The organism is Flavobacterium sp. JAS (assembly GCF_020991455.1).
Classification (GTDB): Bacteria; Bacteroidota; Bacteroidia; order Flavobacteriales; family Flavobacteriaceae; genus Flavobacterium.
The window spans coordinates 183,425-198,494 of the sequence record NZ_JAJMOX010000010.1 but is presented as its reverse complement, the minus strand read 5'-3'; the positions used below and the strand labels follow the sequence as shown (position 1 = coordinate 198,494).

General features: G+C 32.5%; 15 protein-coding genes. 11 read left to right on the top strand and 4 right to left on the bottom strand.

What is annotated here, in order from left to right:
• Positions 1-28 precede the first annotated feature (28 nt).
• Entirely contained in the window at positions 29-2,194 is a 2,166-nt protein-coding gene (locus tag LPB88_RS16550) for a TonB-dependent receptor (protein ID WP_230716752.1), read from the bottom strand.
• A gap of 140 nt (positions 2,195-2,334) precedes the next feature.
• Here LPB88_RS16550 and LPB88_RS16545 point away from each other — a divergent pair, with 140 nt between their 5' ends.
• From LPB88_RS16545 to LPB88_RS16500, 10 genes are all read left to right on the top strand, one after another.
• Positions 2,335-2,793 carry a DinB family protein gene (locus LPB88_RS16545; protein WP_230716751.1) on the top strand — a complete coding sequence of 153 codons (459 nt, stop codon included), beginning with the start codon at positions 2,335-2,337 and terminating at the stop codon, positions 2,791-2,793.
• Positions 2,794-2,984: 191 nt separating this feature from the next.
• Complete coding sequence (locus LPB88_RS16540; RefSeq protein ID WP_230716750.1) at positions 2,985-3,443, top strand: YciI family protein; 459 nt, start codon at positions 2,985-2,987, stop codon at positions 3,441-3,443.
• 8 nt (positions 3,444-3,451) lie between these two features.
• The gene (locus LPB88_RS16535; RefSeq protein WP_230716749.1) at positions 3,452-4,018 is read left to right on the top strand and encodes a sugar O-acetyltransferase; all 567 of its coding nucleotides are present in this window, start codon (positions 3,452-3,454) and stop codon (positions 4,016-4,018) included.
• Between the two features lie 9 nt (positions 4,019-4,027).
• Positions 4,028-4,417 (top strand): VOC family protein, encoded by a 390-nt coding sequence (locus LPB88_RS16530; RefSeq protein WP_230716748.1) that lies wholly within the window; start codon positions 4,028-4,030, stop codon positions 4,415-4,417.
• A 38-nt stretch (positions 4,418-4,455) separates the two neighbouring features.
• Positions 4,456-5,019 carry a hypothetical protein gene (locus LPB88_RS16525; RefSeq protein ID WP_230716747.1) on the top strand — a complete coding sequence of 188 codons (564 nt, stop codon included), beginning with the start codon at positions 4,456-4,458 and terminating at the stop codon, positions 5,017-5,019.
• Between the two features lie 202 nt (positions 5,020-5,221).
• Positions 5,222-6,502, top strand: a complete 1,281-nt coding sequence (locus LPB88_RS16520) for a chloride channel protein (RefSeq protein WP_230716746.1) — start codon at positions 5,222-5,224, stop codon at positions 6,500-6,502.
• A 105-nt stretch (positions 6,503-6,607) separates the two neighbouring features.
• Entirely contained in the window at positions 6,608-7,207 is a 600-nt protein-coding gene (locus LPB88_RS16515) for an HPP family protein (protein ID WP_230716745.1), read from the top strand.
• Positions 7,208-7,417: 210 nt separating this feature from the next.
• On the top strand, positions 7,418-7,957 hold the full coding sequence (locus LPB88_RS16510) for a hypothetical protein (protein ID WP_089350722.1): 540 nt from the start codon (positions 7,418-7,420) through the stop codon (positions 7,955-7,957).
• A gap of 120 nt (positions 7,958-8,077) precedes the next feature.
• The gene (locus tag LPB88_RS16505) at positions 8,078-8,437 is read left to right on the top strand and encodes a four helix bundle protein (RefSeq protein WP_089350723.1); all 360 of its coding nucleotides are present in this window, start codon (positions 8,078-8,080) and stop codon (positions 8,435-8,437) included.
• Positions 8,438-8,480: 43 nt separating this feature from the next.
• Positions 8,481-9,539 (top strand): nucleoid-associated protein, encoded by a 1,059-nt coding sequence (locus tag LPB88_RS16500; RefSeq protein WP_230716744.1) that lies wholly within the window; start codon positions 8,481-8,483, stop codon positions 9,537-9,539.
• 305 nt (positions 9,540-9,844) lie between these two features.
• Here LPB88_RS16500 and LPB88_RS16495 read toward each other — a convergent pair whose 3' ends face one another.
• Both LPB88_RS16495 and LPB88_RS16490 read right to left on the bottom strand, forming a co-directional pair.
• On the bottom strand, positions 9,845-10,426 hold the full coding sequence (locus LPB88_RS16495) for a TetR/AcrR family transcriptional regulator (RefSeq protein WP_230716743.1): 582 nt from the start codon (positions 10,424-10,426) through the stop codon (positions 9,845-9,847).
• Between the two features lie 72 nt (positions 10,427-10,498).
• Positions 10,499-11,251 carry an SDR family oxidoreductase gene (locus tag LPB88_RS16490; RefSeq protein ID WP_230716742.1) on the bottom strand — a complete coding sequence of 251 codons (753 nt, stop codon included), beginning with the start codon at positions 11,249-11,251 and terminating at the stop codon, positions 10,499-10,501.
• Between the two features lie 227 nt (positions 11,252-11,478).
• Between LPB88_RS16490 and LPB88_RS16485 the strand changes: the two genes are divergently transcribed.
• Complete coding sequence (locus LPB88_RS16485) at positions 11,479-13,848, top strand: GAF domain-containing protein (RefSeq protein WP_230716741.1); 2,370 nt, start codon at positions 11,479-11,481, stop codon at positions 13,846-13,848.
• A gap of 17 nt (positions 13,849-13,865) precedes the next feature.
• Here LPB88_RS16485 and LPB88_RS16480 read toward each other — a convergent pair whose 3' ends face one another.
• Positions 13,866-15,044, bottom strand: a complete 1,179-nt coding sequence (locus LPB88_RS16480; protein ID WP_110836724.1) for a Pycsar system effector family protein — start codon at positions 15,042-15,044, stop codon at positions 13,866-13,868.
• Between the last annotated feature and the right edge of the window lie 26 nt (positions 15,045-15,070).

Below are 15,070 nucleotides of genomic sequence, written 5' to 3'. Positions count from 1 at the left end.
TTGAACCTTTGCCACTTTGAACCTTCTTCTACAAGTTTTTCAATTGATTCTCATTTTTATTCTGGCTAATGGTCCAGAAGAAACCTACGAAGAAAAATCGATCTGCGGTTGGTGTTACGGCTTGTCTGTTATAAACTCCGCTTGGATCTGCTACTTTAGCATAATCGTATCCAAAAACATTCTGTGTTCCTAATACATTCGAAACAGAGAAATAAAGGATCTTTTGTGTTGTCAATAAATACGCCCAGTTAAAACTCAAACTATTGTATGACTTTGTTTTTCCGTTCATGAATTGCGTTTGGTTTGGATCATTGTACGGACGTCCTGAACTATAACTATTGGTGAAACCTATTTGCGATTTCCAATCGGTGATGAAATATTTGGTTACAATTGACAAACTATGATTGGCTATAAAATTAGGAGTAGCCATTGTTGGAAAATTCTTGTATTGTCTTTCTGAATCGATATAAGAATAGGAAATCCAATATTCCAGATTTTTATATAAATTGCTGTCTCTCCAGAACAAATCAAGTCCTTTTGCATAACCTGAACCGTTACTATTGAATACTGAATTGTAAACGATGTCTTTTGTATCATATTGAACCAGATTGCTATAATCTTTATAATAAGCTTCAGCTCTAAAGGTTTGTCCCGGTTTGGTAAACTGATAATTTAAAATATAATGTTGTGCTTTCTCACTTTCAAACTGATGGTATTTTGAATATTTGATATAATCGACAACCGGAGTTTGAGAAAAATCTCCATAGGCAAATGAAAACTGACTATTTTTAGAAACTTTGTAAGCAATCGAAGCCCTTGGCGCAAGATTAGTTTCGCTTAATAAACTGTTATTCGAAAGTCTCAAACCTACTTTCATTGCCAGTTTTTTTGAGAATAATATATCTCCTTCTGTATAAAAAGCGGCAATATTAGAATCGTAACCATTTGCAACTTGTATCGAAACATTATCATTAAAGTTTTCATTAAATCTTGTGATAAAATAGTCCGCTCCAAAAGATAATTTAAAGTAATTCGAAATGTTTTTTCTTAACTTTAATTTCAACTGCATAGCATTTTCGTCGCTGTCTACATCACTTATATTGTACTTGACTTTATTTTTACTGTAACCGTAGCTAATTCCTGATGTAAGCTGCCATCCCGTTCCGAAATCTCCTTTGTAAGAAGCATTCAAATAAAAATTATTATTGTTCAAATCCGTTCTGATTGGGTCAACAAAATTTACGTTTTTCGAATTCAAATCAAATTTTTCTGAATCAAAAGCCGCATAAAATTTAAAAATTCCGCGTTCAAAATTATATCTGTAAACGGCTTCTCCACCCAAAGATTGATATGGATTATTCCAATCTACATTTTGAGGAATCGCTGCCTGATAAGGAGCCAGATTTATGTAATTGGTATTGATACTGAAAGAGCTTTTTTTCCATTTTTGAGTATTTCCAACGCCTAAACCAACAGTCATTAAGGCAATATCTGTTTTATTCTGATCTGGTTCATCCTGCGTATTCAAAAGCAAAACACTTGACAAAGCTTCTCCGTATTCAGCTGAATATCCTCCGGTCGAAAATGCAATTCCGCTAAACAAAAAAGGCGAAAATCTACTTCTTGTTGGTAAATTATTGGTCGTTGCACCGTACGGTTGCGCTACCCGTAGCCCGTCTACAAAAGTTTGAGTTTCGCTGGCTTCTCCACCACGCACAAACAAACGCCCATCTTCGCCCACGGTTTGAGTTCCGGGTAAAGTTTGTAATGCTGCAACAATATTTCCGGCCGAACCTGCTGTTGTTACAATGTCAAGCGGTTTTAAAACCGAAACTCTGGCTTTATCTCCAGATTCTAATGTTCCGGCAGTAATCACAACGGCATCAAGAGTATTAACATTCTCTCTCAATTTAACCGTTTGATTTTTGTAATTAGCAACATCAATTTCTGTTTTGAAAGTTTCGTAAAGTAAAAAACTAACCACTAAAGTTTGATTTCCTGTAGTAGTGGTTTCAAAAGAAAAATCTCCCTTTTCAGAGCTTGTAGCTCCGTCGTAAGTCCCGTCCAGATAGATATTGGCTCCCGGAACCGGTTTTCCTTTTTGATCTACAACTTTTCCAGAAACGGTATTCTGACCAAAAAAAACAGTTGTAAAAAATAAAAAGCTAATTGTAAAAAGTAATTTGGTTGTCATGGTATTTGATTTTGATGGAGCAAATATATTTTAACAATTCTTGTTAAAAAATATTAAATAACCCAATTGTAGAATTTCGAGGATGAGTTGTAAAATACTTATTTGTATCTTAGCTAGCGTGTTTTTAAAAACTATTGATTATGTCAGAAAGTAAAAGAGTTTCGAATTTATATCAATCCATTTATAATGGAAATCCGTGGCTTGAGGTTACCTTAGCAGATACGTTAAAAGATGTTACTGCAGCTCAGGCTTATAAAAAAATCAATCCAAATTTAAATACAATTTGGGAAATTGTCAATCATCTAATACAATGGAGGAGAAACATATTAAGACGTGTTCAGGGAGAAATGATTACAACTCCCGATCATAATTATTTTGTGCCAATTTTAGACTCATCTGAACCAGCCTGGGAACAATCGCTGCAAAGTCTGGCAAAATCGCAGGAATTATGGAGTGCTTGTTTGACTGATTTTAATGATGCTGATTTTGAGAAAATAGATCATAATAATAATCATAATTTTTATGAAGATATTCATGGAATCATTCAGCATGACGTTTATCATTTAGGGCAGATTGTGATTTTGAAGAAGTTGCTTTAGTTAATACTATTTTTCATGGTTTTTGCGCAATCTTGTCATTCCGAGGAACGAGGAATCCCCGTTGCAAGATCGACACAGATTGACGCTTTCTTTGCGGAGTTTCTTGCGGGATTCCTCGTTCCTCGGAATGACAAGAGTAAGAGTATTTTTAAATATAAACATCTTTTTTTTAAACTTTTAAATATCATTACATGAAAAAGTCAATACTATTACTCGCATTTTTATTTATAAATGTCATAGGATTTTCTCAGGAAACTGAAGTAAAATTCGATGAAAATCTGGCAAAATCATTAAACGCCGATGAATACGGAATGAAAAAATATGTTTTCTGCCTTTTGAAATCCGGAACGAATACAACATCGTCAAAAGAAGAAATTAAAAAGATGTTTGAAGGCCATATGGCAAACATTGGTAAATTAGCCAAAGAAGGAAAACTGGTTGTTGCCGGACCTTTTATGAAAAATGACAGAAATTATAGAGGCATTTATATTTTTAATGTTGAAACTGTTGAAGAAGCGCAGGCACTTGTAGCGACAGATCCTGCGGTGCAATCAAAATTACTCGAAGCCGAATTAACGCCTTGGTACGGAACAGCAGCTTTGCAGGAAACAATAAAAATTCACAAAAAAATTGCCCAGAAAAAAATGTAAACCTTTTTATGAAGACAGAAAAAGAGAAAATGATCTCGGGAGAATATTACGCAGCGGGAGATCCTGTTTTAGTAAAAGAACGAAGAAAAGCTAAAAACATACTCCACCGATTAAACGTAACTGAATATCGCTTAACAAAAAAAGCAAAAGAAATTTTAGCTGAATTAATTCCGAATGTGGGAAAGAGTTTTTATATAGAACCACCATTTCATTGTGATTACGGATATAATATTTCTTGCGGTGACAACGTTTATTTTAATGTAAACTGTGTCGTTTTGGACTGCGCGCCAGTAAATATTGGATCAAATGTGTTTTTTGCACCAAATGTTCAAATCTATACTGCAACACATCCGCTTGACGCTGAATTGAGAAAAACACTAGAAAATGCTTTACCAATTTCTATTGGAGACGACTGCTGGATAGGCGGAAATTCTGTAATTTGTCCTGGCGTGACAATTGGAAAAGGCTGTGTTATTGGAGCCGGATCTGTGGTTACAAAAGATATTCCGGATAACTCTCTGGCTGTTGGAAATCCGGCGAAAATAATTAGAAAATTAAATCAAGAACCCCAATAAAAACAAATAATGCTTACCTTAAATAAAGTTCATCATATTGCCATTTTATGTTCTGATTATCAAAAATCTAAAACTTTTTATACAGAGGTTTTAGGTTTAACAATCATCAGAGAAATCTATCGTGAAGAACGTCAATCATACAAACTTGATTTGGCTTTGAATGGCATTTATGTTGTCGAATTGTTCTCGTTTCCAAATCCGCCAAAAAGGCCTTCAAGACCTGAAGCAGTTGGTTTGAGACATTTGGCCTTTGAAGTCATTAATTTAGAAGAAACTATCGCTTTTTTAGATACCAAGAACATCGAATCAGAACCTATAAGAATTGATGAAACGACAGAAAAAAGATTCACTTTTATTGCTGATCCTGATGAATTGCCAATTGAGTTTTATGAACGTTAGTTAACAATTAGGCAAATAAAAAATCTAGAACAACATAAGTGAGATATAAATATAAAACATTTCGAGAAGAAGAAGGAAAATTGATAAATGGAATAATTATACCTGCAATTATTTCTAATTTTAATTTTTGGCTTACACAAATTGTAATCTTTGCAGATGGGAAAATAAATTGTTGGGAATTAGTAAGTTTCGATCAATTTAAACAAATGGTTTATGCTGATAAAATTTTAATTAGCGTACCCGATGGTTCAAAATTATTTTTACCAAATTGGGGCGAAATTGAAATAAATAATTTTATAAGTTATAAAACCAAAGAAGATTTTATCATAGAAGTTGAAGATATATTGAATGAACTAAATGGAAAAATTAGTAGAACTGAAAGATGTAGAACATTATTTAAAGAGTATCTGATAAATCCTGATAATAATACATTTACAGAATTAAAGAATGAATTCAAAAATTTACCAAATCATAAAAATGTAATTATCGACATGGTTGACTACAAAGATCCTTTAATCGGTTTAATGATTCGAGACGAAAAATTTAATTTTGAACAACGAAAAGATTTTTTAGATGATTACTTCGACTACGAGTTGAAGTAGCTGATTTTAAAACTTTACCACTTTGCACCTCTGAACCTTTGCCCCTAAATAAGCGATATTCAAACAAAAACATACTGAAAGAATTTTCTTGTTTTAATAATTTTAACATATTATAAAGGTAGTTTATTATTAAAAAACAGATTTGATTGCCTAATTTTGTGAAATCGCAAATAAAAATCGTGCGATTTCAAAATCACTTCTGATGAACAAAACGGCGCAAATCAAAAAAAATCATCAATTTATTGTCCTTCAAAAATTAGTTGTTGTTTCTATTCTAATAGGTTTTTTATCAGCCTTTCTAGGAATTTCACTAAAAAAAATAACTGAATATTACGAAGAAATCTTCTTTCACGAAGTTACGGTACATCCGCTTTTATATATACTTTTTCCGGTTTTTGGATTGTCTGTAATTTATTTTTTAAGACACTATCTTTTTAAGAAAAAAGAAAATAAGGGAATCAAAGAAGTTTTTGAGAGTACTAAATCAACTTCAAAAAATTTACCTTCTTATAAAATTCCATCTCACTTTATAAACGGATTAATAACTGTCGCTTTTGGAGGTTCGACCGGAATCGAAGTATCAACAGTTGTTGCCACCGCCACAATTGGCTCTGTTGCGCAACAAAAAGAAAATGTATTTCGAAAATACAAAACCGAATTAATTTGTGCAGGAGTTGCTGCCGGAGTTACAGCTTTATTTAGCAGCCCGATTGCCGGGATTTTATTTGCACTTGAAGTGATTTCAAGAAAAGTAACCCGAGCTTTTATTATCTCAAATGTAATTGCGGTTTCAGTTGCTTTTGGATTACTTTCCATATTAAAAGAAGAACCTTTATTTGCCGTTTCGATTACAACCTGGCATTTAAGAGCAATTCCGTATTTTATTCTTTTAGGAATTTTAGCCGGAATCAATTCGGTTTATCTAACACGTTGTGTATTATTTTTTAAATCTCAATTTGGAAAGATCGATACTCATTATTATAAAATCCTAATTGGTTCAGTAGTTTTAAGCGTTTCTTTATTTATTTTTCCACAATTATATGGAGAAGGATATCACGCTATAAAAGGGATTTTTAGCAATTCTAGTGAGATTCCGTTGACGCTAACTTTAGCCTTAACCTTTATTGGAATATTGATTTTAAAACCAATTGTAACATCAATCACGCTGGCTTCCGGTGGCGATGGAGGAGTCTTTGCTCCAAGTCTTTTTATTGGTGCTTTTTTAGGATTATTACTAGCTTCAGTACTAAATAGTTTCTTTCATGTAAATGTAATTCCGGTTAATTTTATGATCAGTGGAATGGCCGCTGTTTTGAGTGCCAGCATTCATGCGCCTTTTACAGCAATCTTTTTGGTTTGCGGTCTAACAAATGATTATACTTTGTTTTTACCAATTTTAGTAGTTTGTTTAATTTCTAAGTACACAGCAAAAATGATTTATCCATATACCGTTTACTCCTATTCCCCAAGCTTGATAAAGTAAAAATAATTTTAGCCCTTGATTTTAAAGATTATTAATCCTTTTTAATCTGAAAATCTCTGGCAAAAAACAAAATGAATCTCAAGATTTATTAAAATAAAATACCACATGCCGACTCAAAAAATAAAAAGAGGATATCGTAAAACGCGCTATATTCTTTACAAAGAAACTCTAATTGATTACAAAGAACATTTCTGGTCATTTTTAGGATCCTTCGTTGGAATCGGAATTCTGTCTTATCTTGAATCTATTCGCTTTTCCGGCAGTGATATTGTTTTTCTAATTGGTTCTTTTGGGGCATCCAGTGTATTGGTTTACGGAATTATACAAAGTCCGTTTTCACAACCCCGAAATTTAATTGGCGGTCATGTAATCTCCGCAATTATTGGCGTTACCGTGCAAAAATTAGTTCCTGATATTGTTTGGTTATCTGCGCCTTTGGCCGTTTCGCTTTCGATTATTTTTATGCAAATTACCAAAACGCTCCATCCTCCGGGAGGTGCTACGGCGCTTATTGCGGTTACTGGCTCTGCTCAAATAAAAGATTTAGGCTATATGTATGTGCTTTCTCCGGTTTTAGACGGCGTACTGATTTTGTTTGTAACGGCATTAATTTTTAATAATATGACTTCAAGCAGAAGTTATCCGAGTCATAGTACTTATCACAAACATTATCATAAAATTAGAAAGAGATTGAGTAGAAAGTAATTATATTTTTTACGAACCACGAGTGTCACCCTGAGCGAAGTCGAAGGCTTGCCAATTGGAATGGGCTTCGACTTCGCTCAGCCTGACAACAAGATCAAATTGCATTAGTAAGATTAATCGCTTTTTAAAATCTTTTCAACAAATCGTACATCACAATTCGTAAATCATTAATTATATTTTACCTTTGACCTTTCAATAAAAACAAAGATTATGGTTTATAAATTTAGAGTAATTCTAGACGCCGAAGAAGATATTTTTAGAGACATTGCAATTCTTGAAGACGATACTCTTGAGGATTTACACAATGCTATCTTCAACGCTTTTGGTTTTGACGGAATGGAAGTAGCTTCGTTTTACACCTGCGATGAAACTTGGAATCAGGAAGATGAAATTGCACTTTTTGATACTGGCGATGTTCCTGGAGAACAAAGAACCATGAGCGATTATAAATTATCTGATCTCTTAGATGAACAGAATACTAAGATTATCTACGTATACGATTTCATCAATATGTGGACTTTCTTAGTTGAGTTGGCTGCTATTGAAGATCAAATTGCTGGTGTTCCTTATCCTGAAACTTTATTCTCACACGGAGAAATGCCTGATGAAGCTATCGAAAAAAACTTTGAAGCAGATATGCACGACGATATCTATGGAGAATTTGAAGATGATCTTGACGAAGACGATCTTGATATGTTCGAAGGCGACGACAGCTTTGAAGATTATGGTTTTGAGGAAAACTGGAATTAGTTTTTTTTTAGGTTCAGAGGTTCAGAGTTGCAAAGGTTCATAGGTTTTTCTTTTTTTAATCTTTGATTTAAAAAAGAAGGAATATTCTTATTTTTGTGTTTAATTTTTTAAATACAATTCATGAATACTTTTCGAGACCTTTTAATCTGGCAAAAATCAATGACCTTAGTAACTGAAATTTACCAATTAACAAATTCATTTCCAAAAGAAGAAATTTATGGACTATCTTCACAAATCAGAAGGAGTTCAATATCAATACCCAGTAATATAGCAGAAGGCTACGGAAGAGAAGGAAATAATGATTATTTACGATTTTTAAATATTTCAATTTCCTCATTATTCGAAATGCAAACCCAACTTGAAATCTCATTCAATTTAAAATATTTAAACGAGAATCAATTTAACAAAATAAATGGAGAAAGCAGAGAAATAGAACGAATGTTAAGTTCTTTTATCAGAAAAATAAAAGATAGAAAATAACCTTTGTCCCTCTGAACCTTTGCCTCTCTGAACCTAAACAAATATGATCAACTTATTCAACACCCACATCGAGACGCTTGCGATACACCGCGTAGGAAACAAGAGCAGAAACGAAGCGATTTTTTTATCAGAACAGCCTTTTAACTTAAATGATGAGATTGTGCCTTTGATAAAAGAGTACTTTTTTAAACCTTTTAGAGAGAAAGAAGAAAACTATTATCAGTTTGCGCACGAAGTCGATTTGGATTATAACGACATGTTTAAATATGCTACGGAGATTTTTGATAATCCGAATAATCTACAGGAGATTTCAAAAAGAATCACTACGCATTTATTCGAACAATCAAATCATCCGCATATTAAAAACGGAGAGGTTTATATAACATATTTAACAAATTTAAGTATCGACAATAATGTTGTTGACGCTATCGGAATTTTTAAAAGTGAGTTACAAGCCGACTTTTTACAATTTGAAGAAAAAAACAGCAATCTTGAAATGATTTTGCAACAAGGTATTAACCTTAGCAAATTGGACAAAGGTTGTTTGATTTTTAATTATAAAAAAGAAGAAGGATACAAAATTCTAACTGTAGACAGTAACCGTTACGATGCCCGTTATTGGTTAGAGCACTTTTTATCTGTTGATGCTTTTGAAGATGAAAACTTCATCACTAAAAAATACTTGAAATTCTGTCAAAACTTCGCAAAAGATGTTGTTTTACCTGCAGAGGACAAAAAAGAAGAAGTAATGTTCATGAACCGTTCTGTGAATTATTTCGCTAAAAACGATCAGTTCGAAGAGCAAAATTTCTTAAATGAAGTATTAGACAATCCAGACTTAATTCCTGAATTCAAAAATTATAAAGTTGATAAAGGAGAAAAATACAGCATCGAAGATGTAACCTCATTCCCTATTGCAAACGCAGCAGTTTCTGACGCCAGAAAATCAATTAAAAACGTAATTAACCTGGATACTCACATTCAGATTAAAATGGATTTTATTAATCCTGAAAGTGCAGAAAAATTTGTTGAAAAAGGCTGGGATGAAGAAAAACAAATGTATTACTACTTAGTTTATTTCAATAAAGAAGAAAAAAGCTAATAGTCATTCATTTTCTATTACTTACTTAAAACAAAAAAGGGCAATTACTACTGTAGTTGCCCTTTTTTAATTTACAGTAAATTTGATCGATTCTAAAACCAACAGAAAGAGAAAAAAAATTTACCGCAGAGAACACCAAGTTTTTTTCTTAGCCTTTACAAAAAAGACAAAGTTCACAAAGCTTTGTATTGATTTAGCTTTGTGAACTTTGTACTTTTCAAAGTATTCTTAGATTAAAATCTTAGCGTTCTCTGCGGTAAAACTAATTAGTAGTAATTACCGTTTTAATTTCTCTATTTTCTAAATTATAATATAGAAAACATCGCTTTTAGAATATCGTCATAGACTTGTTTGTCTCTTTCGCCTGTACGCGCCAGAACCCTGATTCCGGAGTAATTATTAAAAATAAATCGAGCGAGAACTCTAGCGTCAGTTGCTTTGGAAATATGTCCCAAATCCTGACCTTTCTGAACTGCTTTTGTAAAAACTTCTTCCATTATCTGGCTATTATTTTTTACAATTTTGGCAATTTCTTCATCATGCATCGCCAGTTCAACAGAAGAATTTACCATAAAACATCCTTTTGTAATTCGGTCTTCAAGACTTTCTATAACGGCTTGCTTAAAAATATCACACAAGGTCTCTTTAATATTTTCAGATTTATCAAAAAGCTCCACGATTTGATCTTGTGCATTTTTCTGATAACGTTGCAACGATTGAGCAAAAAGTTTTTGCTTATCGCCAAAAGTATCATACAAACTAGAACGACTTAAACCTAAATGTGTTACTAAATCCTGAGCCGATGTTCCGTTGTAACCTTTGTGCCAAAAAATCTCGATCGCTTTGTCTAAAGCCTGATCCTCATTAAATTCTTTCGTTCTAGCCATAACTTTCACTATTAAATTACTCCACAAAGATACAAAAATACGGAACAATCGTTCCTGAATTACTCAAAAAAATTAGACTACTGCATTTACGGTAAGTCCACCGTCAACAACAATTTCTGTTCCTGTAATAAATGACGCATCATCTGAAGCCAGGAATCTAACCGTATTTGCAATTTCTGAAGATTGTCCAAAACGTTTCAATAAAATTTTCTCTCCTAAAATTGCTCCAAAACCTTCAACTTCTGCTTTTTCTAAACCTAATTTACCATAAAGTGGTGTTTCAACAGGACCAGGAGAAACTGCATTTACTCTAATTTTTCTTGGTGCCAATTCTGTAGCAAAAACACGGTTTAAAGATAAAACAGCTGCTTTGCTTGCTGCATAAACACTTGAGTTTGGCATACCAACATGAGCATTTATTGAAGTATTAAAAATAATAGAACCTCCGTCATTTAATATTGGTAATACTTTTTGAACAGTAAAATAAACTCCTTTTACATTAATGTTCATAATACTGTCATAATGCTCTTCTGAAGCTGAATCTACCGGGGCAAAAGAAGCAACGCCTGCATTTAAAAACAGAATATCTACTTTACCAAATTTTGCTTTTACTTCAGCGACCAAATTATCAATAGATTTTAAATCAGATTGATCTGAAACAATTCCGGTTACACCCAATTCAGTTTCGGCTTTTACCAAAGATTCTTTGTTTCTTCCTGTCACAATTACTTTTGCACCTTTTGATACAAATTCGGCTGCAGTTGCATACCCAATTCCGCTATTTCCACCAGTTATAATAGCTACTTTGTTTTCTAAATTTTTCATTTTTATTTGTTTTAAGTTATTGATTATTCAATTATTATGGTACAAAGATATAATAACGGAACGATCGTTCCGTTATTATAAGTGTTAATATTTAGTTAAAAATAAAAACAGCTCTCAAAACATGCTATTTACAAGGGATTATATCTATGCTGCTATAAACGAAAGAAATAATAAATTGACCAACATTCTTAATATTTGCTTAATTTTGTAGCCTAAAACAAAAACAGATGGATATTCATTTATACAACGAAAGTCCTTTCCAAACTATCATATCATTTCATAAGCTAATTGAATCTTTTGAAGAAATTGCTTTATCTGATGTTGATTACCGAGCAAACTACGCCAAAGCCATACTAAAAGAAATAGAGCCATTACCTGAATTAAGAACTGGCATTAAGGATTATTCGACTATTAAAAATAATGAGCCTTTAATCAAAAATCTATTGGCCGATTTGTTTCCTACTGCTTTAACGCACAATGAAATAAAAGCGATTACAATTCCTTTTCAGAATTTATCATTTAACTATACAGAGCGTTTCAAAAAGATTCTTAGTAATGCAGGATCTGAGTTTGATATGGAAATTCGTGATTTTGATGATCACCAGTTCTATATCAATAACTGTTGTCTTATTCTGGGTGTGTATTACAAACAGAAAATAGATTTTAATAAACCTTTTTTCTACGATATTCCAGATGAAAATGGTGTAGAAAAACATTATCGTATCTTGTATAATGCCGATTTTATGGAAATTATTCCAACAGAAAATTCGATACAATTAACTCAGGAAGATATTGATTTATTAATTGACAATTACGGCGATATTGAACTTTGGAAATCAAAATTCCCTAAGGGAAGCTGGACTCTAAAAGGTTTCGGGATTGTTTCTTTGTTTGATGCCACTACAGAAAGTGCGATTTCGAACTTAAAAAGTAACTTATTAAAACCCGATTCTAATGCTGGTCCAACTAACGAAATTATATCTGGCATTTTTAAATCAATTTTTAAAATTCCTGATCTACAAGTTGGTTTTATTGTTTACAATCCTGAGGAGGAAAAATTTGTACGACCTGTAAAATTTGACACTCAATTGCAAAGTTTCTTACTTTCTAAAGATCAGGAAGTAGATTGCAAGAATGCTTTTTTTGGATGTACATTCGAAAAATTATTAAACAATAAAGAGCCTCTGGTAATTTCTAATGTAAAAAAATTCATTGAACAATCGCCAAGCATAAAATTGGGCGAGCACTTATTAAAACAAGGAATTCAGAGTTGCGTTTTTGCACCGGTTATAAAAGATGGCCATTTATTAGGCGTTGTAGAGTTAGTTTCTCCAAATCCTAAAGATTTAAATAGTGTAAATGCTACTAAACTCGAATTGGTTCTTCCCTATTTAACAGATACTATTGATCGCTACAATACTGATATGCAACATCAGATTGAGGCTATTATTCAGCGTGAGTATACTACAATTCACCCAAGTGTATACTGGAAATTTAGAAGAGAATCTCAAAATTACTTTCAGAATACAAACCATACCAAAGATTACATTTTCAAAGAAATTTCCTTTAAGAATGTATATCCGTTATATGGACAAATTGATATTAAAGGTTCGTCTGAACACAGAAACGAAACAGTTAAAAGAGATCTTAAAAATCAATTGACCGCTATTTTAGAAATTTTTGAATCTCAGGACCCTAATACTAATTTAGTATTGTTGGAACAAAGAAAGTTTGAGTTGGAATCGTTCCGAGAAGAGTTAGATTCTCCATTAAAAGCAGATACTGAACAACATATTCAGCGTTATATTGAAGAAGAAATTCATCCGCTTTTGAAAAACACAAAAGAAACTGAAAAAAGCCAAAAACTGGAACGTGAGTATTTTGAAAGCCTGGATGAAAAAACAGGATTATTTTATAAGGAAAGAAAGAAGTTTGATAATGCAATGTCTATTATCAATAAAAAATTAGCTTCGGTTCTGGACAAAAAACAAGTCGAAGCGCAACAAATATATCCGCATTATTACGAGCGTTTCAAAACAGATGGTGTTGAACACAATTTGTACATTGGAGCTTCTATTGCGCCTACAAAACCTTTTGACATTATGTATTTGCACAATTTACGTTTGTGGCAATTACAGACTTTATGCGAAATGGAATTGGAACATCATCAACTGAAAGAATCACTTCCGTATGAATTGGATGTGACTTCACTGATTTTAGTTTTTAGTGCGCCGCTATCTATTCGTTTTAGAATGGATGAAAAACGTTTTGATGTTGACGGAACTTACAATGCCAGATATGAAGTGGTAAAAAAACGTATCGACAAATCGAACATTAAAGGCACTAAAGATCGCATTACGGAGAAAGAGAAAATTACAATTGTATACTCTCAAAACAGTGAAGAAGCAGAGTATTTAAAATATATTAAGTATTTGCAGCACAAGAAAATTCTTGAACCTTCTATCGAGCAATTCGAAGTCGAAGATCTTCAGGGAGTTTCAGGTTTAAGAGCTATTCGAGTAAAAGTTATAAATAATACCGCTAATTCTACTGCAAAAAAAATTACTTACCAAGATTTACTAGATGAGCTCAACTAAACAGTTGAGCTTGTTTTTTAAATTGATTTGAAAGCTATTACAAAGGCTATTACAGTAATAATTAACCCCATCATAAAAAGATTGTACGCAATTCGCAACAAAGTATATTTGCGTTGTAAAACCAATCCCAGGTAATACAAATCCTTGATCATTGTCGAGTACAAATAATCCCTATCCTTCATCATTTCGTTCATTGCCCAATCGTACTCTGCCAACGGCATTTTGTAGAAATTTCCGAAAAACAATAAATTTATTTTTTTCGCTTCAATATCTTCTCTTGTAAAAACTCCGGTTGTTACTTTTGGTCTTGTAGAAAGTATCGCAAATATTATTGTAGTAACACTTGAAATCAACATTATAAAAGTAGGAATCACTAAATGTGCATTCTTAGGACTGTCTAATTTTGGGATAATCGATGAAAGTGCAATCGAAATAATAATTGCATTTACAGACAATAAAATATTTGCTTTACTATCAGCAATTCCGCTTAAGCGGGTATGATTTCCTAAAGTAACACGAAATAAAGTATCTACACCACGATCCGGTTTTTCGATTTTATCTTTCTTTCTGTTTTCGTCTTCTATTCTGTCAGCTTCTTTCTTTTCTTGTTTTTCAATTTTCTTCTGAACCATAAGCAGGTTTTTCTCTTTTAATGGCTGCCATTTTCGCTGTGCATAATCCGTATAAAAGCGATGTTTGTTCATTAAAAAATTCAAATTCTCTTTTGCCCATTCCTCATTCGAAAAATTCAAATTCCAGGTATTTTTTAATTCAATACGCAATAATTCGCAAGTAGTTACATATTCAGCTCCCATTAGGTGAGCAAAATCTGCATCTTTAATTATTTTTTCTAAATGTGTTTTGGGGATATATTCCTTAACCGTTGCCAGAATCAAACCAGAAACAGTTGCAATAAATTCATCAGATTGTTCTTTTTCTTTCAAAAAAGCCGTAGCAATTTTAACACTTTCCTGCTCATGATTTTGATAACCTTCTATATAACCAGTATCGTGAAACCAGGCGGCAACTAAAAGAAGTTCTTTCTCATCTCCCTTAACTTCTTCTTTTTTACACAGCTCTTTTACAGCATTGACTACCGTTAAAGTATGGTTAAAATTATGATAAGAATATAAATTAGAAAGTTTATCTTTGAGTAAATTACTAACGAAGTCTTCGGATTGTTCTATTAGATTCATAAAAAATATTTTTACACCACTAAATT

Excerpts from the sequence above, each read along its gene's own strand:
- LPB88_RS16550 (WP_230716752.1), bottom strand. The coding sequence starts at position 2,194 with ATGACAACCAAATTACTTTTTACAATTAGCTTTTTATTTTTTACAACT.
- LPB88_RS16545 (WP_230716751.1), top strand. The coding sequence starts at position 2,335 with ATGTCAGAAAGTAAAAGAGTTTCGAATTTATATCAATCCATTTATAAT.
- LPB88_RS16540 (WP_230716750.1), top strand. The coding sequence starts at position 2,985 with ATGAAAAAGTCAATACTATTACTCGCATTTTTATTTATAAATGTCATA.
- LPB88_RS16535 (WP_230716749.1), top strand. The coding sequence starts at position 3,452 with ATGAAGACAGAAAAAGAGAAAATGATCTCGGGAGAATATTACGCAGCG.
- LPB88_RS16530 (WP_230716748.1), top strand. The coding sequence starts at position 4,028 with ATGCTTACCTTAAATAAAGTTCATCATATTGCCATTTTATGTTCTGAT.
- LPB88_RS16520 (WP_230716746.1), top strand. The coding sequence starts at position 5,222 with ATGAACAAAACGGCGCAAATCAAAAAAAATCATCAATTTATTGTCCTT.
- LPB88_RS16515 (WP_230716745.1), top strand. The coding sequence starts at position 6,608 with ATGCCGACTCAAAAAATAAAAAGAGGATATCGTAAAACGCGCTATATT.
- LPB88_RS16510 (WP_089350722.1), top strand. The coding sequence starts at position 7,418 with ATGGTTTATAAATTTAGAGTAATTCTAGACGCCGAAGAAGATATTTTT.
- LPB88_RS16505 (WP_089350723.1), top strand. The coding sequence starts at position 8,078 with ATGAATACTTTTCGAGACCTTTTAATCTGGCAAAAATCAATGACCTTA.
- LPB88_RS16500 (WP_230716744.1), top strand. The coding sequence starts at position 8,481 with ATGATCAACTTATTCAACACCCACATCGAGACGCTTGCGATACACCGC.
- LPB88_RS16495 (WP_230716743.1), bottom strand. The coding sequence starts at position 10,426 with ATGGCTAGAACGAAAGAATTTAATGAGGATCAGGCTTTAGACAAAGCG.
- LPB88_RS16490 (WP_230716742.1), bottom strand. The coding sequence starts at position 11,251 with ATGAAAAATTTAGAAAACAAAGTAGCTATTATAACTGGTGGAAATAGC.
- LPB88_RS16485 (WP_230716741.1), top strand. The coding sequence starts at position 11,479 with ATGGATATTCATTTATACAACGAAAGTCCTTTCCAAACTATCATATCA.
- LPB88_RS16480 (WP_110836724.1), bottom strand. The coding sequence starts at position 15,044 with ATGAATCTAATAGAACAATCCGAAGACTTCGTTAGTAATTTACTCAAA.